This is a genomic window from Ciceribacter sp. L1K23 (assembly GCF_018122705.1).
Taxonomy (GTDB): domain Bacteria; phylum Pseudomonadota; class Alphaproteobacteria; order Rhizobiales; family Rhizobiaceae; genus Allorhizobium.
Genome location: NZ_JAGRRC010000001.1, coordinates 3835172 through 3855740 on the forward strand (window position 1 = coordinate 3835172; position 20569 = coordinate 3855740).

The 20569-nt window shown below is 63.5% G+C and carries 21 protein-coding genes; 13 read left to right on the forward strand and 8 right to left on the reverse strand.

The window, feature by feature from the left end; all coding sequences use genetic code 11:
- Window positions 1-337: 337 nt before the first annotated feature.
- The 3 genes from J5J10_RS18560 to J5J10_RS18570 all read right to left on the reverse strand — a co-directional run bounded on the left by J5J10_RS18560 (window position 338) and on the right by J5J10_RS18570 (window position 4904).
- Complete coding sequence (locus tag J5J10_RS18560) at window positions 338-1348, reverse strand: MBL fold metallo-hydrolase (RefSeq protein ID WP_349252094.1); 1011 nt, start codon at window positions 1346-1348, stop codon at window positions 338-340.
- Between the two features lie 89 nt (window positions 1349-1437).
- Window positions 1438-2520 carry an MBL fold metallo-hydrolase gene (locus J5J10_RS18565; RefSeq protein WP_211931002.1) on the reverse strand — a complete coding sequence of 361 codons (1083 nt, stop codon included), beginning with the start codon at window positions 2518-2520 and terminating at the stop codon, window positions 1438-1440.
- Window positions 2521-2672: 152 nt separating this feature from the next.
- Complete coding sequence (locus tag J5J10_RS18570) at window positions 2673-4904, reverse strand: methyl-accepting chemotaxis protein (protein ID WP_211931003.1); 2232 nt, start codon at window positions 4902-4904, stop codon at window positions 2673-2675.
- A 348-nt stretch (window positions 4905-5252) separates the two neighbouring features.
- On the opposite strand from J5J10_RS18570, the gene ffh reads away from it, so the two are divergent.
- From ffh to trmD, 5 genes are all read left to right on the forward strand, one after another.
- Window positions 5253-6821 (forward strand): signal recognition particle protein, encoded by a 1569-nt coding sequence (ffh, locus tag J5J10_RS18575; RefSeq protein WP_211931004.1) that lies wholly within the window; start codon window positions 5253-5255, stop codon window positions 6819-6821.
- Between the two features lie 8 nt (window positions 6822-6829).
- Window positions 6830-7150, forward strand: a complete 321-nt coding sequence (locus J5J10_RS18580; RefSeq protein ID WP_208547787.1) for a chorismate mutase — start codon at window positions 6830-6832, stop codon at window positions 7148-7150.
- 36 nt (window positions 7151-7186) lie between these two features.
- Complete coding sequence (rpsP, locus tag J5J10_RS18585; RefSeq protein WP_208547786.1) at window positions 7187-7564, forward strand: 30S ribosomal protein S16; 378 nt, start codon at window positions 7187-7189, stop codon at window positions 7562-7564.
- Window positions 7565-7681: 117 nt separating this feature from the next.
- The gene (gene rimM / locus J5J10_RS18590) at window positions 7682-8254 is read left to right on the forward strand and encodes a ribosome maturation factor RimM (RefSeq protein WP_208547785.1); all 573 of its coding nucleotides are present in this window, start codon (window positions 7682-7684) and stop codon (window positions 8252-8254) included.
- Window positions 8255-8263: 9 nt separating this feature from the next.
- Window positions 8264-8953: a tRNA (guanosine(37)-N1)-methyltransferase TrmD gene (trmD, locus tag J5J10_RS18595; RefSeq protein WP_211931005.1), complete on the forward strand. Its 690-nt coding sequence runs from the start codon at window positions 8264-8266 to the stop codon at window positions 8951-8953.
- 34 nt (window positions 8954-8987) lie between these two features.
- On the opposite strand, the gene J5J10_RS18600 is transcribed toward trmD, so the two are convergent.
- Entirely contained in the window at window positions 8988-9734 is a 747-nt protein-coding gene (locus J5J10_RS18600; protein ID WP_211931006.1) for a sulfite exporter TauE/SafE family protein, read from the reverse strand.
- Between the two features lie 269 nt (window positions 9735-10003).
- On the opposite strand from J5J10_RS18600, the gene rplS reads away from it, so the two are divergent.
- Entirely contained in the window at window positions 10004-10540 is a 537-nt protein-coding gene (gene rplS / locus J5J10_RS18605) for a 50S ribosomal protein L19 (protein WP_208547782.1), read from the forward strand.
- Window positions 10541-10671: 131 nt separating this feature from the next.
- On the opposite strand, the gene J5J10_RS18610 is transcribed toward rplS, so the two are convergent.
- Entirely contained in the window at window positions 10672-11646 is a 975-nt protein-coding gene (locus tag J5J10_RS18610) for a YihY/virulence factor BrkB family protein (RefSeq protein ID WP_211931007.1), read from the reverse strand.
- A 131-nt stretch (window positions 11647-11777) separates the two neighbouring features.
- Between J5J10_RS18610 and J5J10_RS18615 the strand changes: the two genes are divergently transcribed.
- From J5J10_RS18615 to J5J10_RS18625, 3 genes are read left to right on the forward strand one after another with little or no spacing between them, the layout of a single operon-like run.
- Window positions 11778-12575: a basic amino acid ABC transporter substrate-binding protein gene (locus J5J10_RS18615; protein ID WP_211931008.1), complete on the forward strand. Its 798-nt coding sequence runs from the start codon at window positions 11778-11780 to the stop codon at window positions 12573-12575.
- Window positions 12576-12601: 26 nt separating this feature from the next.
- On the forward strand, window positions 12602-13426 hold the full coding sequence (locus J5J10_RS18620) for an amino acid ABC transporter permease (RefSeq protein ID WP_211931009.1): 825 nt from the start codon (window positions 12602-12604) through the stop codon (window positions 13424-13426).
- Window positions 13423-14055, forward strand: coding sequence for a class I SAM-dependent methyltransferase (locus tag J5J10_RS18625; RefSeq protein ID WP_211931010.1), 633 nt, complete (start codon window positions 13423-13425; stop codon window positions 14053-14055). The genes J5J10_RS18620 and J5J10_RS18625 overlap by 4 nt, the downstream gene beginning before the upstream one ends.
- A 5-nt stretch (window positions 14056-14060) precedes the next feature.
- On the opposite strand, the gene ppk2 is transcribed toward J5J10_RS18625, so the two are convergent.
- A complete protein-coding gene (ppk2, locus tag J5J10_RS18630) occupies window positions 14061-14966 on the reverse strand; it encodes a polyphosphate kinase 2 (RefSeq protein ID WP_211931011.1) in 906 nt (301 codons plus the stop codon).
- 327 nt (window positions 14967-15293) lie between these two features.
- Here ppk2 and leuC point away from each other — a divergent pair, with 327 nt between their 5' ends.
- Together leuC and J5J10_RS18640 are read left to right on the forward strand one after the other, a co-directional pair.
- Window positions 15294-16703, forward strand: a complete 1410-nt coding sequence (leuC, locus tag J5J10_RS18635) for a 3-isopropylmalate dehydratase large subunit (RefSeq protein ID WP_211931012.1) — start codon at window positions 15294-15296, stop codon at window positions 16701-16703.
- Between the two features lie 204 nt (window positions 16704-16907).
- Window positions 16908-17738, forward strand: coding sequence for an EamA family transporter (locus J5J10_RS18640; RefSeq protein WP_208547775.1), 831 nt, complete (start codon window positions 16908-16910; stop codon window positions 17736-17738).
- Window positions 17739-17784: 46 nt separating this feature from the next.
- Here the strand turns inward: J5J10_RS18640 and J5J10_RS18645 are convergent, their stop codons facing one another.
- Window positions 17785-18615, reverse strand: a complete 831-nt coding sequence (locus J5J10_RS18645; protein WP_211931013.1) for an aldo/keto reductase — start codon at window positions 18613-18615, stop codon at window positions 17785-17787.
- A 101-nt stretch (window positions 18616-18716) separates the two neighbouring features.
- Complete coding sequence (locus J5J10_RS18650; RefSeq protein ID WP_211931014.1) at window positions 18717-19265, reverse strand: L,D-transpeptidase family protein; 549 nt, start codon at window positions 19263-19265, stop codon at window positions 18717-18719.
- A gap of 139 nt (window positions 19266-19404) precedes the next feature.
- Between J5J10_RS18650 and J5J10_RS18655 the strand changes: the two genes are divergently transcribed.
- Window positions 19405-20088, forward strand: coding sequence for a response regulator transcription factor (locus J5J10_RS18655; protein WP_208547772.1), 684 nt, complete (start codon window positions 19405-19407; stop codon window positions 20086-20088).
- 14 nt (window positions 20089-20102) lie between these two features.
- Entirely contained in the window at window positions 20103-20558 is a 456-nt protein-coding gene (locus J5J10_RS18660; RefSeq protein ID WP_211931015.1) for a cyclic nucleotide-binding domain-containing protein, read from the forward strand.
- The last annotated feature ends 11 nt before the right edge of the window (window positions 20559-20569 follow it).

The window sequence follows — 20569 nt, forward strand, 5'->3', positions numbered from 1 at the left end:
CTGCGAGACATTCGCCCCTTCAAGCTCGGCAAGGCGGCAGAACTCTAACCGTTGATCCACCACGGACTTCGTCTCCCAAGTCATCGCCACCTCCCAGAATCGATCCGGAAAGTGTCAGGCATGTCTATGAACACCTGTCAGCTATGTATCAGGGCCGAACATTAAACCCGAGGATGACCCGAGGATCCAAAGCCACGCCAACCAACGTCGCTCAGGGCCAAGCCTCAGATTTTGCAAGAGAGGGCACCCCCAGTGGCCAGCCTCGTGCTTCGAGGCGCCTTCGGCGCGCGTCAGCATGAGGCTGGAGGGAGGGCACGACGTGCGCAGGCTTCGGGGGCTACCTGTCCGGGACGTCGAACATCTCGCCGGCGCGGAGCGGCAGGAAGCGGGTAGGAGCGATTTCCGCGGCTTCGAGGGCGATGGCCAGGTCGTGGACGGGGGTTTCGATCGCCTCGTCGGTGAGCTGGAAGGTGCCGAAATGGTGGCCGATGGCGTAGGCGGCGTTGACGATGCGGAAGCCTTGGACGGCTTCCTGCGGGTTCTGGTGCTGGCCCTTCATGAACCAGCGTGGCTCGTAGGCGCCAACGGGCAGGATCGCGAGGCGGAAATCGCCGTATTTTTCAGCCGCCGCGCGATAGTTGATGCCGTCGTGAAAGCCGGTGTCGCCGATATGGTAGATGCGGCCGGCCGGGGTCTCGAGGACGAAGGCGGCCCAGAGCGCCATGCGCCGGTCGTTCATGCCGCGCGCCGACCAATGGTGGCAGGGCTCCGCAATGATCGACAGCCCGTCCCAGTAGTCGAGCCTGTCGCCCCAGTCGACGGCCGACATCTTCGCTTCCGGGATGACGTTGTGGATGATCGTGTCGTTGCCGAGCGGGGTGACGAAATGCGGGCCGTGCTCCTCGTTGAGGCGGACGAGAGTCTTCATGTCCAGATGATCGTAGTGATTGTGCGTGACGAGCACGACATCGATCGGCGGCAGGTCGTCGAATTCAATGCCGGGGCGGATGACGCGCTTTGGCCCGGCGAAGGAGAGCGGGCTGGCACGCGTCGACCAGACGGGATCGGTCAGAATGTTGATGCCGGCGACCTGGATCAGCATCGAGGCGTGACCCACCATGGTAACCCGCAGATCGGCGCCCTTGACGTGGTCGGCGGGCCGGGCCGGGTTTGGCAATTCCACTTTCTTTGGCCAGCGCGACTTCTGGCCGTTGGTCTGCCATTTCCAGACATCCTTGAGCGTCCCTGGTTCAACGCCGCCCGGATTGAAGAAGCGCACGCCGTCGAAATGGTCGGTGGGCGGGCCGAAATAATATGGATTGGCAGGTTTTCTCGGCACTGCTGATATCTTCCCTCTTCGGCGTCCGTCACCATATGGGCGCGCCGGACGGTCCGTTCCAGAGGCAATCATGCCATGTCGATGTTTTCCGCCCGGTGTCAGGTGATGGCCGGCGGAACCTCGAACACCTCGCCGGGGCGCATGGGACGGAACCGGTCGCGGGCGATGCCGCGCTCGTCCAGCGCCTTGTTGAGCGCGATCACCGGTTCGTCGATCGCCTCATCGGTGAGCTTCACCGTGCCCCAGTGGTGGCCGATGGCATAGGCGGCGCCCGCAAGGCGGAAGCCTTCGACGGCCTCCTCCGGGTTCTGGTGCTGGCCCTTCATGAACCAGCGCGGCTCGTAGGCGCCGACCGGCAGGATGGCGAGGCGGAAGCCGCCATGTTTCTCACGCGCGGCGGCGTAGTGTTTGCCCTCGGCAAAGCCGGTATCTCCGATGTGGTAAATCTTGCCGGCTGGCGTTTCGATGACGAAGGCGGCCCACAGCGCCATGCGGCGGTCGCCGAGCCCGCGGGCCGACCAATGATGGCACGGCTCGCAATGGATCGCGACACCCGGAGCGATCTCGATCCGGTCGGCCCAGTCGACAGCGGTGATCCGCGCATCCGGCACTTCGGCGCGGATGATGGTGTCGTTGCCGAGCGGCGTGATGAAATGGGGCCTGTCGCGGCTCTGCAGCGTGTACAGCGTCGCCAGATCGAGGTGGTCGTAGTGATTGTGGGTGACGATCACGATATCGATCGGCGGCAGGTCCGCCATGGCGATGCCCGGCGGGTTGACCCGCTTCGGACCGGCGAAGGTGACGGGGCTGGCGCGTTCCGACCAGACCGGATCGGTGAGGATGTTGAGATTGCCGGCCTGGATGAGCATGGAGGCGTGGCCGACCATGGTCACCACCAGCCGTCCACCATCAAGACGGGTCTCGGGAAAGGCCGACGGAAAGGGGCTCGGATAGGTATCCGGCCAGTCCTTGCTGTCGCCGCCGAATTTCCAACGCAGCAGGTCGAAGGGGCCGCGCGGCTCCTCGCCGCCCGGATTGAAGAAATGGGTGCCGTTGAAATGGTCGGAGACCGGGCCGGTGTAATAGCGGTTGCCGGCGAAGGCCGTGCGTGCGGTGACACCGGCCGCGATCGTGGCGACGGCGCCGAGCGACAGCCATTTCAGAAAATTGCGACGGTTCATGGTGCTTCCTTAGCAGCGGAACCGGCACCCTGAGAAGCGGCGTGCTTGCAGAGGCGGAACACATTTGCGCGATGCCGTCATAGGTGGTGGGGTATCCGGCAAAAGAAAAGGCCGCCGATGCGGCGGCCCCTTCGGGATTGATGACATTTGGATCAGAACTCTTCCCAGTCCTTGGAGGCCGCGGCAGCAGCGGCGCTGCCAGAGGCGACCTGGCGCGGCGCCGGACGGGCCTGCGCAGGCGTGGCGGACCGGGACGGGGCTGCCATCATCGCGGCAGTGGCGCGGAGCGCGCCGGCGCCGGTCGAGACGTGGCCGAGCTGGAAGCGGTTGATCAGATCGCGCAGGCGATTGGCTTCGCTTGCGAGCGTCGCGCTCGCGGCATTGGCTTCCTCGACCATGGCCGCGTTCTGCTGGGTCACCTGGTCCATCTGGTTGACGGCTGTGTTGACTTCCGAGAGGCCGACAGACTGTTCGCGAGCCGAGGTGGCGATCGAATCCATGTGCTGGTTGATTGTGACGATATAGTCCTCGATGGTCTTCAGCACCTGTCCGGTCTCGCTGACGAGACGGACCCCGCTTTCGACCTCTTCGCTCGAATTGCGGATGAGGTCCTTGATCTCCTTCGCGGCCTTGGCGGAGCGCTGCGCGAGTTCGCGGACTTCCTGGGCGACGACGGCAAAACCCTTGCCGGCCTCACCGGCACGGGCGGCCTCGACGCCGGCGTTCAAAGCCAGCAGGTTCGTCTGGAAGGCAATGTCGTCGATGACGCCGATGATATTCGAGATCTGGCCGGAGGACTGCTCGATCTTGCCCATGGCGTCGACGGCGCTGGCGACGACCGAACCCGACTTACGGGCGCTTTCGTTCGCCTGGATCGCGACCGTGCGGGCTTCTTCGGCGCGCTTCGACGAATTGGTGACGTTGACGGTGATTTGGTCGAGCGCTGCGGCGGTCTCCTCGAGCGAGGCGGCCTGCTGCTCGGTGCGCTTGGAGAGGTCATCGGCGCTCTGGCTGATCTCGCGGGTGCCGCCGTCGATGGCGCCGGCGGAGACGGACACGGCCGAAAGCGTCTCGCGAAGCTGGGAGACGGCACGGTTGAAATCGTTGCGCAGGCTTTCGAAGTCTTCCGGCAGCGGCTGATCGATCTGGAAGGAGAGATCGCCGGAGGCCAGATGCGACAGGCCGTTGGCGAGCGTGCTGGTCGCCTTTGCCATGGCTTCGGCGCGGGCGTGCTCGAGATCAGAGGCGCGGCGGCGTTCGGCTTCGACCTGGGCGCGCTGCTCGGCTGTCATGTTTTCCAGTTCGAGCGTCTTCTGGGCGTTGTCCTTGAAGACCTGCAGGGCCTTGGCCATGGCGCCGAGTTCATCGGGGCGATCGGCACCTGACACCTCGACCGACATGTCGTTGGCGGCGAGGCGCGACATGGTCGCGGTCATGCGGGCAATAGCGCCGGCGAGCGAGCGGGCGAACAAGAGGAAGCCGAGCGCGCCGAGGATCGCGACGACGGCGCTGACCGTCACGGTGGTCCAGACAGCGCTGCTGCTGCCCTCGACGATCGGGGTGACGTCGGAGGCGATGACGATGACGCCGATGCGGGCGCCGGAGAAGTTTTCGAACGGGGCGGCCTCGACGACGAAGTGTCGGCCTGCCTCGGACATCATGCGGCGCTCTGGCTGGCCATCGAAGGCGGCCTTCAGGTCTTCCTCGCTCAGCATCGGCTTGTCACCGTAGGTGGAGGCCTGCTGGGTGAGCTTGCCCTCGACCATGACGTAGACGCCGATCTCACCCTCGATCTTTTCGGCGAGCGGCTTGAAGTAGTCGTTGGTCAGGCTCGTGCCGGCATCGACGACGCCGACGACGGTGCCGTCGCGGATGACCGGAGCGGAGGCGAACATGCTGACGGCGGTGCGGCCGGGTTCTGTACCGGCGACAAGCTTGCCGGAGGAGATTGCGTTGACGATGGTCTTGCGGCGGCCGGTCATATCGTCGCCGAACTTGTCAGGCGCATGGATGCGGGCGACGGCCTCGCCCTTGGCGCTGACGAAGGTGATGAGCTGGACGCCACCGGCCTCTACGATCTGCGGCAGGCTGTTGTCGAAACGCTTGAGGATCTCCTCGCGCGAACCGGCCTCGATGAGCGGGGCGGTTTCCGGCTCACCGGCCAGTGCCAGGGCGACGGACGAAGCGAGCTTCTTCTGGCCGTCCATGTCCGACTGGACCAGCGTCAGGTCGGACTCGAGTTCCTTGGCAAGAGCCTCCTCGTTCATGATCGACTGGCGATACCAGGCCGCGCCGCCGATGGCGATGCTCGAGAAGAACACGGCCGCAAAGCCGTAGGCCGTCAGCTTGATCCAGAGCGGCCGCTTAATATTGGTGTCCGTCATGATAAAATCCCCGCCTCCAAAAATAGGTATGCGGATGATTTCTGAAAAAAATCAATTTTCTCTAAATTATCCCGAATTTTGAGGGGGAGATATCCGCCCGACGACCGGTTCCGCGGGAAAGGTTGACTTTTTGCGGCGCTTCCTGTTTATGCGGCGGAAATCTGCGACGAGAGTAAGACTCCGAGCCGCCGACCGGGACCCCTAGAGGTATAAAGAGATCCCGGAGGTCAACACCCGACAGCGCGATGCGCCCTCGGGTGCTTCTTGGCTTTGTCTCTTGTTTTCGTCGCGGAAAAGACCAACGTTTCGGGCACTCCCTGAAAACCCCGAAGCGACAAGGAAGAGCCGATGTTTGAAAACCTCCAGGACCGCCTTGGATCCATCCTGAACGGATTGACCGGCCGCGGCGCGCTGTCGGAGGCGGATGTCTCCGCCGCCCTGCGCGAGGTTCGTCGTGCGCTTCTGGAAGCCGACGTCGCGCTGGAAGTGGTGCGCGAATTCACCGACAAGGTGCGCGAGAAGGCCGTCGGCGCGGCGGTGCTGAAATCGATCAAGCCGGGTCAGATGGTCGTCAAGATCGTCCATGACGAGCTCATCGCGATGCTGGGCTCGGAAGGCGTCACGATCGACCTGCATGCGCCGGCACCCGTCGTCATCATGATGGTCGGCCTGCAGGGCTCGGGCAAGACCACCACGACGGGCAAGATCGCCAAGCGACTGACGGAGCGCGAGAAGAAGAAGGTCCTGATGGCCTCGCTCGACACGCGCCGTCCGGCCGCGCAGGAGCAATTGCGCCAGATCGGCGAGCAGACCAAGATCGACACGCTGCCCGTGATCGCCGGCCAGTCGCCGACCGATATTGCCGCGCGTGCCGTGCAGGCGGCGAAGCTCGGCGGCCACGACGTCGTGATCCTGGATACCGCCGGCCGTACCCACATCGACGAACCGTTGATGGTGGAAATGGCCGACATCAAGAAGAAGGCCGGCCCGCACGAAATCCTGCTGGTCGCGGACTCGCTGACCGGTCAGGACGCCGTCAACCTCGCCCGCAACTTCGATGAGCGTGTCGGCATCACCGGCCTCGTTCTCACCCGCATGGACGGAGACGGCCGTGGCGGCGCGGCGCTTTCGATGCGCGCGGTCACCGGCAAGCCGATCAAGCTGATCGGCGTCGGCGAAAAGATGACGGAGCTCGAGGAGTTCCATCCGCGCCGCATCGCCGACCGTATCCTCGGCATGGGCGACATCGTCTCGCTGGTCGAGAAGGCCGCCGAAAGCATCGACGCCGAGAAGGCGCGGGCCATGGCCGAGAAGATGGCCAAGGGCAAGTTCGACCTCAACGACATGGCCGAGCAGCTCAAGCAGATGAAGTCGCTGGGCGGCATGGGCGGCATCATGGGCATGATGCCCGGCATGGCCGGCATGAAGGACAAGCTCGCGGCCACCGGCATGAACGACAAGACGTTCGATCGCCAGCTCGCGATCATCTCGTCGATGACCAAGGCCGAGCGCGCCAATCCCGATATCCTGAAGCACTCCCGCAAGAAGCGCATCGCGGCCGGTTCCGGCACGGATGCCGCCGAGATCAACAAGCTTCTCAAGATGCATCGCGGCATGGCCGACATGATGAAGGCCATGGGCGGCAAGGGCAAGGGCGCCGGCATGATGAAGCAGATGATGGGCGGCCTCGCCTCGAAGATGGGATTGGGCGGCATGGGTGGCATGGGCGGAATGCCTGATCTCTCGTCGATGGACCCGAAGCAGCTCGAACAGCTCGCCAAGCAGGCGGATGCCATGGGGCTCGGCAAGGGCGGTGGCCTGCCGGGTCTCGGTGGCGGTGGATTGCCTGGCCTCGGCGGTCCGAAACTGCCGGGTCTTGGCGGTGGCGGCCTGCCCGGCCTGCCGAAGAAGAAGTGAGGGCGCCGATGATCGATCCCGCGATTCGCGAACAGTTAGCCGGCTACCGGCAGTCGATCGACAATATCGACGCTGCACTTGTGCACATGCTGGCCGAGCGCTTCCGCTGCACCAAGGCCGTGGGCGTGCTCAAGGCCACACACGAATTGCCGCCGTCCGATCCGGCGCGCGAGGAATACCAGATCGACCGTCTGCGCCGGCTGGCGCAGGAGGCCCATCTGGACCCGGATTTCGCCGAGAAGTTCCTGAACTTCATCATCAAGGAAGTCATCCGGCATCATGAAGCCATCGCCGCCGAACATGGCGGCACCACAGAAAAGACCGCCTGAGACCAGGCGGCCAAACAGTCCCAAGGAGTTAGAACAATGGCACTGAAAATTCGTCTCGCCCGTGGCGGTTCCAAGAAGCGTCCCTACTACCAGATCGTCGTTGCCGACGCCCGCAGCCCGCGCGACGGTCGCTTCCTCGAGAAGGTCGGTTCGTGGAACCCGATGCTTCCGAAGGACAGCGAAAAGCGCATCGAGCTTGATGTCGAGCGCATCAAGGACTGGGTCGCCAAGGGCGCACAGCCGACCGATCGCGTTCTGCGCTTCATGGCCGAAGCCGGTCTCGCCACCCGCGAAGCTCGCAACAACCCGGACAAGGCAAAGCCTGGCAAGAAGGCCCTTGAGCGCATCAAGGAAAAGGAAGCTAAGGCAGCCGAGGCCGCTGCCGCCGCAGCAGAAGCCTCCGCCGCCGAATAATCCGGCGCGCTCTCAAAGTGATGACGGCCGGCCGGGTCTCCCGCCGGCCGTTTTCTGTTTCAATTCGGCCGGTTTCGGCCTAGAAGAGGCGCCGAACAAACCGGACGAAATCCTGCTATGACGAAGCTCGAAAATCCCGTTCTGATGGCCGTGATCGGCGCCGCCCAGGGCTTGCGCGGCGAAGTGCGCGTGAAGGCCTATACCGACGATCCGACATCGATCGGCGATTACGGCAACCTGCGCACTCTCGACGGACGGGTGTTTGAAATCCTCGAAATCCGCGAGGCGAAGAACGTCGTGATCGTCCGCTTCCGCGGCGTCAACGACCGCAATGCCGCCGAGGCGCTGAACGGTCTTGAGCTCTACGTGGATCGCGGGGCGCTGCCGGACGAGGAACTGGAAGACGACGAGTTCTATTATGCCGATCTCGAAGGGCTGGAGGTCTACGACCACGACGGCAACAATTACGGGGCGGTCACGGGCATCTACGATTTCGGCGCCGGCGATCTCCTGGAACTGAAAGGTCCGGGAAAGCGGCCGGTGCTCATTCCGTTTTCGGAGGCGGCGGTGCTGGAAATCGATCTCGAAGGCGGACGGCTGCTTGTTGATCCGATCGCGGCGGGCCTCAAGGATACCGATGACGGCAAATCCGGCGGCAAGAAGGGTACGCCCTTCCTGCCGGACGACTGAGCGACGGCCATGACCTTCAAGGCGACCGTTCTGACACTCTATCCCGACATGTTTCCGGGCCATCTCGGCCAATCGCTGGCCGGCAAGGCGCTGGAGCGTGGGCAATGGTCCATGGAGGCCGTGCAGATCCGGGATTTTGCGACGGACAAACACAGGACGGTGGACGATACGCCCGCCGGCGGCGGCGCCGGCATGGTGCTGAAGCCCGACGTACTGGCGCGGGCGATCGATTCGGTGTCCCTGGACGGCGATACGCGGCCGCGCCTGCTGATGAGCCCGCGTGGGCGACCGCTGACGCAGGAGCGCGTGAGAGAGATCGCGGCCGGTGACGGCGCGGTCATCGTCTGCGGCCGCTTCGAGGGGGTCGACCAGCGGGTGATCGAGGCGCGCAATCTCGAAGAGGTCTCGATCGGCGACTACATCCTGTCCGGTGGCGAGCCGGCGGCGCTGACGCTGCTGGATGCCGTGGTGCGCATCCTGCCGGGCGTGATGGGCAACGATCTCTCAGGCGTGCACGAGAGTTTCGAGGACGGTCTTCTGGAACATCCGCACTATACGCGGCCGCAGGTGTTCGAGGGACGGGAAATCCCCGCGGTGCTGACTTCGGGCAATCACGGCGCGATCGACACGTGGCGTCGCGAGCAGGCCCTGGAACTGACGCGGGAACGGCGGCCGGATCTTCTGCCGAAGGCGCCCTGATCGGCCGACCGGCGGTCGTCCTTCCGCTCCAGCCTCAACCCGTCATGAAATAGTAGACAGCCAGCCCCAGGCCGAAGGCGACCACCGTCCAGCGCAGCAGCGCCTGAGGAACCCTCCTTGCGACGGCAACGCCGGTATAGCCACCGAGCGCCACGGCCGGCACCATGATCGCCGCATGCAGCCAGGAGACGGCGCCGGCCGAGGTGAAGACGGCGATCGCCACAGCAGCGATGACGATCGACAGGAAGTTCTTCAGCGCGTTCAGACGATGATAGTCGCCGCCGCTTGCGAGACCGAGCGAAGCGAGCATCATGATGCCCATGCCGGCGCCGAAGAAGCCGCCGTAGAAGGAGGTTACCGTCTGGATGGCGATGCCGAGCGGTGTTGCCGGGTGGCTTTCACCTGTCGTCTTCGGCCTAAGCTTCGGTCCTGCGGCAAAGACCAGCGTGGCGGCGATCAGCAGCCATGGCACCATGCTGCGGAAGGCGGGATTGGAAAGCGAAACCAGGAAGAGCGCGCCGCCGAGAGCGCCGACGGCGGATACAATGGCGAGGACGACGGCACCTTTCCAGGCGCTGCGCAACTCGCTGCGGTAGGCGAGCGTCGAGGTGATGTAGCCCGGAAACTGCGTGATCGAGGAGGTGGCGTTGGCGGCGATCGGGGGCAGGCCTGCGAAGGTCATGGCGCCGAAAGTCAGGAAGGTGCCGCCTCCGGCGATGGCATTGATCACGCCGGACAGAAAGCCTGCCACGAAGAGAAGCATGATGGTGGCGACGGACATTTCTTTCCTCCCAGTGGACGTCCTGCGGTGATAGGTGGTTCGAAACGGCTTCGCAAGCCGCTGGCCTCTGGGCAGATTCGGTTTGCGTTAGGGGGTGACAAAGCATCGAGAGTGGTGTATTTGCGCACCCGGAAATGGGCTTTGCCCGTCTGCCAGCAAACAAAGAGCATGCGTACCCGCTCCCGCCCGCAAGGGCAAAATCCGGAGGCCTGGCCCAAGGATTATTGTCGAGCGCTCTGGCTGTTTCAGAAGAATCGAAGGTTAGACAGATGAACATCATTGAACAGCTGGAAGCCGAACAGGCTGCCAAGATCGAAGCCAAGCGCAAGCTGCCGGAATTCTCGCCTGGCGACACGCTGCGCGTTAACGTCACCGTCAAGGAAGGCAACCGTACCCGCGTGCAGGCCTATGAAGGCGTTTGCATCGCTCGTTCCGGCGGCGGCATCAACGAGAGCTTCACCGTTCGCAAGATTTCCTACGGCGAAGGCGTCGAGCGCGTATTCCCGGTCTATTCGCCGATGGTCGAAAGCGTCGAGATCGTTCGCCGCGGTAAGGTTCGTCGCGCCAAGCTCTACTACCTGCGCGATCGTCGCGGCAAGTCGGCTCGTATCGTCGAGAACACCGGTACCCGCGCCCGCAAGCTGAACGACGCCGAGCGCGCCGCCGTTGCCGAGGAAAAGGCACGGATCGAAGCCGAAAAGGTTGCAGCAGCACAGGCACTGGCCGCCGAAAAGGCAGCAGCCGAAGCCGCTGAAGCCAAGGCCGCAGCGGAAGCCGCTGCTGCTTCGGACGCCGCTTCCGAATAAGTTTTATTCCTGAAAGGGAACCAGAAGGGCGGCTTTCGGGCCACCTTGATTGTCAAGAGGCCGGAACATCAGAAACGATGTTCCGGCCTTTCCTTGTCACGGGCCATTGCATCTATCGGCGTGACGCCGGTTCAGTCGGCGGCACGCCCGACGGTATCGGCGACGAAGGCGCCGCGTTCGCCCATCGGCCGTGGTTCTCCCGTCGTGGTATCGTGGCATGTCTGATGTTCGAGTTCGCCGTTGATCTCGGCGCCCAGAATGAAAATGAGGGCGCACATCCAGCTCCACACCATGAAGCCGGCGACGGAGCCCAAGGCGCCGTAGGTGGCGCTGTAGTTGCCGAAATTCTGCAGGTAATAGGAAAAGGCGAGCGAGGCCAGCAGCCAGGCGGCGGTCGAGATCACGGCGCCCCAGCTCAACCAGCGCAATTTCGCCGGCTCGCGGCTCGGACCGTAGCGATAGAGACAGCTGATCGAGAAACCGACGAGCAGGACGAGGATCGGCCAGCGGAGGATCATCAGCACCGGCTCCAGCCAGCTGTCCGGGATGACGAAGGCGAACAAGGCCGGAAGGGCGGCCAGGCCGGCGGTGATGAAGCCCAGCAGGACGAACAGGCCGAGCGTGAAGGCGAAAACCAGGAGGTTGAGTTCGAGCAGCCCGCGCTTTTCGCGCTCGTTGTAGGCGACGTTCATGGCGTCGAACAGAGCCATGATGCCGTTCCGCGCGCTCCAGATGCCGATGGCCAGTCCGGTGGCGAAGCCCACGCCCAGCGACGGCGAGCCCTGCCGGGTGAGCGCGGCAAGCTGTTCCTGGATCATTTCGGAGGAACCCGGCGGCAGGATGCGGCGGAGGGATTCGATGTGGCCGGAAATGGTCGATGGGTCCGCGAAGAAACCGTAGAGAGATACCAGGGCGGTCAGAGAGGGAAAGAGCGCCAGCAGCAGGTAGTAGCTGACGCCGGCGCTGACCAGGGCGATGCGGTCGCGGTCTGCCTGCTCGACCACCCGCCAGAAGACGTCACGAAGACCCCGGACAGGTATTTCGCTGGGCGCCGTGCTGTCCCGGCCGCGATCTTGCTCGCTCGTCGATGACCCGTTTGCTGCCAAATTGCCGTTCCGCTTTTTGGATGGTGGTCCCCTACCTCATTCGCCAACGTGTTTGACCGCACCGGGGTTCCAGTTTTTCCTTGAAACCGATCGGCGAGGCGTGCTCAATCTGGCTTTTTTGGAGGCTGACGATGATGAACTTGCGCACACTTCTCGCCGGGCTTGCCGCCCTTGCTCTTGCTCCCGTATCCGCCCTTGCCGCCGAACTGCCGGACCTTGGCGGCAAGACGGTCGTGGTCGTGACGGAAAACGCCTATCCGCCGCTGCAGTTTGTCGACCCGAAGACGGGTGAGGCGATCGGCTGGGAATATGACGTGATGAACGAGATCGCCAAACGGCTGAACATGACGGTCGAGTACCAGAACACCTCCTGGGACGCGATGATCCAGTCCGTATCCGACGGCCAGTATCAGGTCGGCATGACCGGCATCACGATCAATGACGAGCGCAAGGCGAAGGTGGATTTCTCCGACCCCTACATGCGCTCGGAACAGTTCATGCTGGTGCGCGGCGACGAAAGCCGGTTCACCGACGCCAAGAGCTTTGCCGACAATGCAGACCTTCTGGTCGGCGCCCAGCCGGGCACGACGCCGTTCTACACCGCGGTCTACAGCGTTCTCGATGGCGACGAGGCCAATCCCCGCATCAAGCTGTTCGAGACCTTCGGGGCGACGGTGCAGGCGCTGAAGACGGGCGATGTCGACATGGTGCTGACCGACGGAACGGCCGGGCAGGGTTATGTCGATGCTTCCGGCGGTGGCCTGAAAGTTGTCGGCGGTCCGCTTGGCTCGGAAGATTTCGGCTTCATCTTCCCGAAGGGGTCCGATCTCGTGGCGCCGATCAATGCGGCCATCGCCGAACTGAAGGCGGATGGCACGCTGGACACGCTGAACAAGAAGTGGTTCCTCGACTACAAGATGGGCGAATGACCGCCTGAGCCGGGGGCGGTCGCCGCATGGGTTTCCAGACGCTTCCCAAGGGGGATGAACGCGGCGACCGGCCCTGGTGGCTGGTCGCGCTTGCCGTCATCGCGATCGGCCTTGCCGTCGTCATCGCGGTCAACGACATCTATGCGCAGGTGTTCACCACGGTCGCGCGGGGCATCTGGGTGACGGTGTTCGTCACGGTCGTCGGCTTTGCGCTGGCGACCGGTCTCGGATTGATGATCGCACTTGCCGGCATGGCCGACAGCGTCGTCCTGCGGCAGGCGGCGCGGTTCTATATCGAGGTGGTGCGCGGCATCCCGATCCTCGTGCTCTTGTTCTACATCGCCTTCGTCGGCGCGCCCGGTTTCGTGGCCGCCTACAATTTCGTGATTTCGCCCTTTACGGCAGACGGATGGCTGGCCCCCTTGCAGGTGCGCGACGTGTCGCTGATGTGGCGGGCGATCATCGCGCTGACGATCGGCTATTCCGCCTTCATCGCGGAAATCTTCCGGGCCGGCATCCAGTCGGTCGACAGGGGGCAGATCGAGGCCGCGATGTCGCTGGGCTTGAACCGCTACCAGCGGTTCCGGCTGATCGTGCTGCCGCAGGCGATCAAGGTGATCTTCCCGCCGCTGTCGAACGATTTCGTGGCCATGGTCAAGGACAGCTCGCTGGTCTCGGTGCTGGGTGTCGCGGATATCAGCCAGGCGGGCAAGATCTATGCCTCGGGCTCGTTCCGCTTCTTCGAGACCTATTCGATCGTCGCCTATATCTACCTGATGCTGACGATCGGGTTGTCGCTGCTGCTGCGGCAGGTAGAAAAACGCATGCGGGAAAAGGGGACTCGGGAATGAGCGAGCGCAGGAGCGAGGGGCTGGAGAAGGTCTACAAGGCGCAGTCCGGCGATGAGCTGGCGTCGGCCTATTCGACCTGGTCGACGGATTACGATCGCGAGAACCTTTCCTCCGGCTATTGCCTGCCCTTCATGATCTCAGCCTGGGTCAGCCGACATGTGCCCCGCGATGCCGGTCCGCTGCTCGACGCCGGATGCGGTACGGGGCTTTCGGGGCCGGCGATGCGGGCGCTCGGCTATTCCGTTGTCGAGGGGCTGGATTTCTCCGAGGAGATGCTGGCGCTGGCGGCCCGCCGCGAGGCCTACGACGTTCTGAAGCGGGCGACGCTCGGCGAGACGCTGCCGTGGGCGGACGATCATTTCGCGGCCTTCTTCTCGACCGGGGTGTTCACGGAAGGGCATGCGCCGGCGAGCGGGCTCTACGAGCTCTGCCGGATCACGCGGCCCGGCGGGCATGCGATCTTTACCGTGCGCGACAAGGTGTTCGACAGCGGCGGGTTCGCCGGGGTTTTCGGGCGCCTCTCCAGCCGGGGCATCTGGACCCCGGTGGAGGAAAGCCCGTTCTTCCGCGCCTATGCGATCGACGAGCCGGATGTGCTGCTCAAGGCCTATGTGTTCCGGATCGGCTGACCCGCTCAGTATTTCTCGGGCACGTACATTTCCGGCGGGACCGGGTGGCGGATGTAGTCGGCGTTGCGGACGCGCTCGGGCAGGACGATGTGTTCCTTGGGCACGGTCTCATAGGGGATCTGCGAGAGAAGGTGCGCGATCATGTTGAGGCGCGCCTTCTTCTTGTCGACGGCCTGCACCACCCACCAGGGGGCTTCGGGAATGTGGGTACGATCCAGCATTTCTTCCTTGGCGCGGGTGTAGCTTTCCCAGTGGATGCGGCTCTGGAGGTCCATGGGCGAGAGCTTCCACTGCTTCAGCGGATCGTTGATGCGCATGCGGAAGCGGAACTCCTGCTCCTCGTCGGTGATCGAGAACCAGTATTTCAGGAGAATGATGCCGGAGCGGACGAGCATGCGCTCGAATTCCGGCACATCGCGGAAGAATTCCTCGACCTGCTCCGGCGTGCAGAAGCCCATGACGCGCTCGACGCCGGCGCGGTTGTACCAGGAGCGGTCGAACAGCACCATTTCGCCCGCTGTCGGCAGATGCGGCACGTAGCGCTGGAAATACCACTGGTTCCGCTCGCGCTCGGTGGGCGCGGGAAGTGCCACAACGCGGGCGACACGCGGGTTCAGCCTCTGGGTCACGCGCTTGATGGCGCCGCCCTTGCCGGCCGAATCGCGGCCTTCGAACAGGATGACGACCTTCAGGTTCTTGTACTGGACCCAGTCCTGAAGGCGGACGAGTTCGTGCTGCAGCCGGAAGAGTTCGCGGAAATAGACCCTCCGGTCCATGGTCGGTTCGGACAGGCCTTCGGCGACCATCTCGTCGAGGCGGTCCTCGTCCATCTGCTGCTCAAGCTCCTCGTCGAAGCTGTCGAGCACCTCGTCCTTGATGCGGCTGATCTCGTCGTGGATGGGGGTATTCATGCGTCGTCCTTCCGTTCGGTCAGGAAGATGAAGCATTTTTTGGCGAATGCCTTATGACAAAAACGTGTCACGCCGCGCTCGCGTCGAATCCATTGCCGATTTTTCGGAAAACTGGTATTGAGCCCCTCATGGGATCGAAATTCGGATGCCTCGCGAACCAGTTCATCGTGCTGCAGGACCACAAGCGTCTGCCGGCACGGTTCTTTGCGTGCGTGTCCGGGGCGCTCAACAGCCGCCTAGGCTGACCTCAGGCGGGCTTGTCCCCGTCATCGCGTCTCTCTCGTCACACAATAAAAGTCATTTCCCAGTCTGGATGGAACAACGCCCATGAGCGCACCCCGTACCCTTTACGACAAGATTTTCGACGATCACCTGGTCGACCGCCAGGAGGACGGCACCTGTCTTCTCTACATCGACCGTCACCTCGTGCACGAAGTGACGAGCCCGCAGGCGTTCGAGGGCCTGCGCATGGCCGGTCGCAAGGTGCACCAGCCGGGCCGCACGCTCGCCGTCGTCGACCATAACGTGCCGACCACGCCTGATCGTCACGAGGGCATCAAGAACGAGGAAAGCCGGATCCAGGTCGAGGCGCTCGCCAAGAACGCGGCGGATTTCGGCGTCGAGTACTATTCCGAGAAGGACAAGCGCCAGGGTATCGTGCACATCGTCGGTCCGGAACAGGGCTTCACCCTGCCTGGCATGACGATCGTCTGCGGTGACAGCCATACCTCGACGCATGGCGCGTTCGGCGCTCTGGCGCACGGCATCGGCACGTCCGAGGTCGAGCACGTGCTCGCGACCCAGACGCTGATCCAGAAGAAGGCCAAGAACATGCTGGTGCGCGTCGACGGCCAGCTGCCCGAGGGCGTGACCGCCAAGGACATCATTCTTGCCATCATCGGCGAGATCGGCACGGCCGGCGGCACCGGCCACGTGATCGAGTTCGCCGGCGAGGCGATCCGCTCGCTGTCGATGGAAGGCCGCATGACCGTCTGCAACATGACGATCGAGGGCGGCGCCCGCGCCGGTCTGATCGCGCCTGACGAAAAGACCTTCGAATACATCAAGGACAAGCCGCGCGCGCCGAAGGGTGCGGCCTTCGACCAGGCGGTCGAATACTGGAAGACGCTGCACACCGACGAGGGCGCCCATTTCGACCGCGTCGTCGTGCTCGACGCCGCCAACCTGCCGCCGATCGTCTCGTGGGGTTCCTCGCCGGAAGACGTCATCTCGGTGCAGGGCGTCGTGCCGAACCCGGATGACATCCAGGACGAGAACAAGCGCACCTCGAAGTGGCGCGCGCTCGACTACATGGGCCTGAAGCCGGGCACCAAGATCACCGATATCGCCATCGACCGCGTCTTCATCGGTTCGTGCACCAACGGCCGCATAGAGGACCTGCGCGCCGCCGCCGCCGTGCTCGAGGGCAAGAAGGTTGCCTCGACGGTATCGGCGATGGTCGTTCCGGGCTCCGGTCTCGTCAAGGAACAGGCGGAAGCAGAAGGTCTCGACAAGATCTTCAAGGACGCCGGTTTCGAATGGCGCGAGCCGGGCTGCTCGATGTGCCTGGCGATGAACGACGACCGGCTGAAGCCGGGCGAGCGCTGCGCCTCGACCTCCAACCGCAATTTCGAGGGACGCCAGGGCTACAAGGGCCGCACGCATCTCGTCTCGCCGGCGATGGCTGCCGCTGCCGCGGTTGCCGGCCATTTCGTCGACATTCGCGACTGGAGCTAAAATCCGGAATTCGCTGATTGAAAGCCGTCCGCTCGCGGGCGGCTTTCTTTTTGTGTCGAAGGGTGTGGCAGGCGATTGAAAAGGCCATAAAACAGGCTATCGTCGCGCCGTCATAAAACTGTCACAAAAACCCTCCGAAGCCTTCATGATACGCTCGATACCGACTGCGGACCGCGACCGGTCCGGCCCACCGATGGTGGCCTCGTGAGCACCATCGCGGTTCTTCTCGCGCTCATCGCCGCCATCCTGCATGCGAGCTGGAATGCGTTCCTTCGGACCGGCGCCGACCGGCTGTGGTCGGTGACGGTGATGAGTCTCGCGGGCTCCGTCATAGCGCTGCCGTTTATTCTCTATTTCCCTCTGCCGGGTGCCTCGGCGTGGCCGTTCATTCTCGCCTCGTCGGTGCTGCAGGTCGCCTACAGCCACTTCCTGGTGGCGGCCTATCGACATGGCGAACTCGGACAAGTCTATCCGATCGTACGGGGAACGGTACCGCTGCTCGTGTCTGTCGGAGGATTCGTTCTTTTCGGCGAGGTGCTCGGGCTCTGGCAGAGTGCCGGCGTGCTGCTGGTGGCGGCCGGTATCATGAGCCTGTCGTTCGGCAAGGGACGGGCGGTGACCTCGTCGCTTGCCTTTGCGTTCGCGACGGCGCTGATCATCGCCTGCTACTCGACGGTCGATTCCAGGGGCGTGGGCGAAGTCAATAACCCCGTTGCCTACGCCATGTGGGTGCTTTTCCTTTTTGGTGTGATGCTGGCTCTGAGCTATCTGGTCGCCAGACGGCGGCTCAGGATCGACCTGTCCTCGCCCCTGACCTGGAAGGCCGTGGCGGGAGGGGTCGTGGCCATGGCGGCCTATGGCCTCGTGGTCGCGGCCTATTCCTTCGCCCCGGCCGGCCTCGTGACCGCTGTACGGGAGACGAGCGTCGTCTTCGCCGTGCTTATTGGGACGCTATTCCTCGGCGAACGGCTGACTCCGAGACGACTGTTCTCCTGCATCGTCGTTGCCGCAGGCGCCATTCTGGTCAGTCTCTGACACGGATCGGGCGATCCTACGCTCGCCCGATCCTGTCTCGCGTGAATCAGAAGGTTGCCGTCTTCGGATCCGGGCCGATGCGGGCGTCCTTGCTGTCCAGAGCATCCAGCGCTGCGATGTCGGCGGCCGGGAGGCCGAAATCGAAGACCTGGAAGTTTTCCCGAATGCGCGACGGCGTCACCGATTTCGGGATCACCACGAGGCCCTTCTCTATGTGCCAGCGGATGATCACCTGCGCCGGCGTGCGGCCGAGGCGCGTGGCGATCTTGCCGATGACCGGGTTGTTCAGGAGCTTGCCCTGGCCGAGCGGGCTCCAGGACTGGGTGGCGATCGCGTGCTTCTCGTGGAAAGCGCGTGCGGTCTTCTGCTGGAAATCCGGATGCAGCTCGATCTGGTTGATGACAGGCACGACGCCGGTTTCGCCAACGATCTTCTCGATGTGCTCGGGATAGAAGTTTGATACGCCGATCGACTTGACGCGGCCTTCCTCCTTGAGCTTCACGAAGGCCTTCCAGGTATCGACGAACAGGCCGCGGTTCGGTGACGGCCAGTGGATCAGGTAGAGATCGACATAGTCGGTGCCAAGCCGCTTCAGGCTGGCATCGAAGGCCTTCAGCGTCTGGTCGTAGCCCTGGTCGCCGTTCCAGAGCTTGGTGGTGAGAAAGATATCGCCGCGGGAAACGCCCGACTGGCGGATGCCTTCGCCGACGCCTTCCTCGTTTTCGTAGACGGCGGCGGTATCGACGTGGCGGTAACCGGCATCGAGTGCCGCCTTCACGGCAGGCGCCGCCTCGTTGTTCGGCGTCTGCCAGACGCCGAGGCCGACCTGCGGGATGGCGTTGCCGTCATTAAGGGTGATCATGGGTTGATCGGTCATGTGAAACATCCTTCGTGAAACGGAAAAGAACAAAGGCCGGGCCGGGCGGCCGGCAATTCTGCATTCCCTACATAGGTAGTCCGGGCGGGCATGGAAGGGCATTACCGGACGATCAGCCGCGTGCCCTTCGTCAGTTTCGGCAGCAGGCGCTGCATGTCCCTGAACGAGATTGCGACGCATCCTTCTGTCGGAGAATAGTTCGGGCGGGCGATATGGAAGAAGATGGCAGAGCCGCAACCGCGCCGGCGGCTTCGGATGTTCCAGTCAAGCACGATGCAGATGTCATAGAGATGATCGGAACGCCGGAGCTTCTCATGACCGGCGGGAAAAGGCGCTTTGACCGGCCGATTGTAGGCAGGATGACGTTGATCGTCGCACCACAGCATATCGGGGCGGATGCGTTTCACAGGGAGTTGCGACAGCAGGGCGAGGCGTCGCTCGCCGCGGCGATAGGAATCCAGAACCGGCATGACCGCCCTCGGCGTAGCGCCATCTCCTTCGCGCTTGCGGCTGGTGATGCCTGAGCGGCCAAGCGCCGCCGGCAAACGGAGGCTGCCGAACTGCAAAATCGCGCGGCACCTGTCACGCGGGGCCGTCCTGACGACGATCGGCGTCGTCTTGCCCTTGATACCGCGCGGTTTCCGCCCCATTTCGCTCACGAGATTTTGCTTTGCCTGTGAATTGGAGTGTATTCATAGCACCGCACCAAGAGCAACACGCTATTGTGTTCTGGTCGTGCCACGGAACGGCATGCGAAGTCCGGCCGGGCAGACAAGGGAGTTAAACGAGATGACCGCGCGTACCATTCTTCTGGTCGATGACGATGACGATCTCCGCGGCACGCTGGTGGAGCAACTCTCGCTCTATGAGGAATTTTCCCTGATGGACGAGGCCAACGCCACCAAGGCGATCCAGGCGGTCAGGACCGGGCAGGTCGACCTGATGATCATGGATGTGGGCCTGCCGGATATGGACGGTCGCGAGGCGGTCAAGCTTCTGAGGAAGAACGGCTTCAAGGCGCCCGTGATCATGCTCACGGGACATGATACCGATTCGGACACGATCCTGGGGCTGGAGGCGGGTGCCAACGATTATGTGACGAAACCCTTCCGGTTCGCAGTGCTGCTTGCCCGCATCCGCGCGCAGTTGCGCCAGCACGAGAACAGCGAGGACGCGACGTTCGGCGTCGGGCCATATATCTTCAAGCCCAGCCAGAAGCTGCTGACGACGGAAGACGGCAAGAAGATCCGCCTCACCGAAAAGGAGGCCGCGATCATTCGTTACCTCTATCGCGCCGGCCAGAAGGTGGTGACACGCGACGTCTTGCTGGAAGAGGTCTGGGGCTATAACTCCGGCGTGACGACGCACACGCTCGAGACGCATGTCTATCGTCTGCGGCAGAAGATCGAGCGCGATCCCTCGCGCGCAGAGATTCTGGTCACCGAAAACGGTGGCTATAAGATCATACCCTGACAGGAGGCTGCCGGATGGCGCTCAACGACGACATAGCGCTGCTGGCTGCGGTTCCTCTTTTTCAAGGCCTTGATCGCGAGCAGTTGCGGCTGATCGCCTTTGGCGCGGAGCACCGGCGGGTCAAAGCCGGCGAGGTGCTGTTCCAGGAGCGCGCGCCGGCGGAGAGCGCCTATATCGTCGCCGGAGGCCGTTTCGAGCTTTCCAGAAAAGGTCGGGATGGCGGCAAGGTGATCGAGAGCGTGGTCGGCGAGGGAACGCTTCTCTCCGAGCTTGCGCTTGCTACGATGGTGGAACGGAAATTCACGGCCGTAGCGCTCGAGGAAGGCGACGTGATCCGCATCACGCGCGCGCTCTTTCATCGCCTGATCGAGGAGTATCCCGAGATGGCGCGCACCGTCGAAAACCGTATCCGTGATACGATCGCAGCACTCGCGCAACAGGCGTCGGCGCTACAGCATCGTTTCCAGTAGCGCCGAACGTC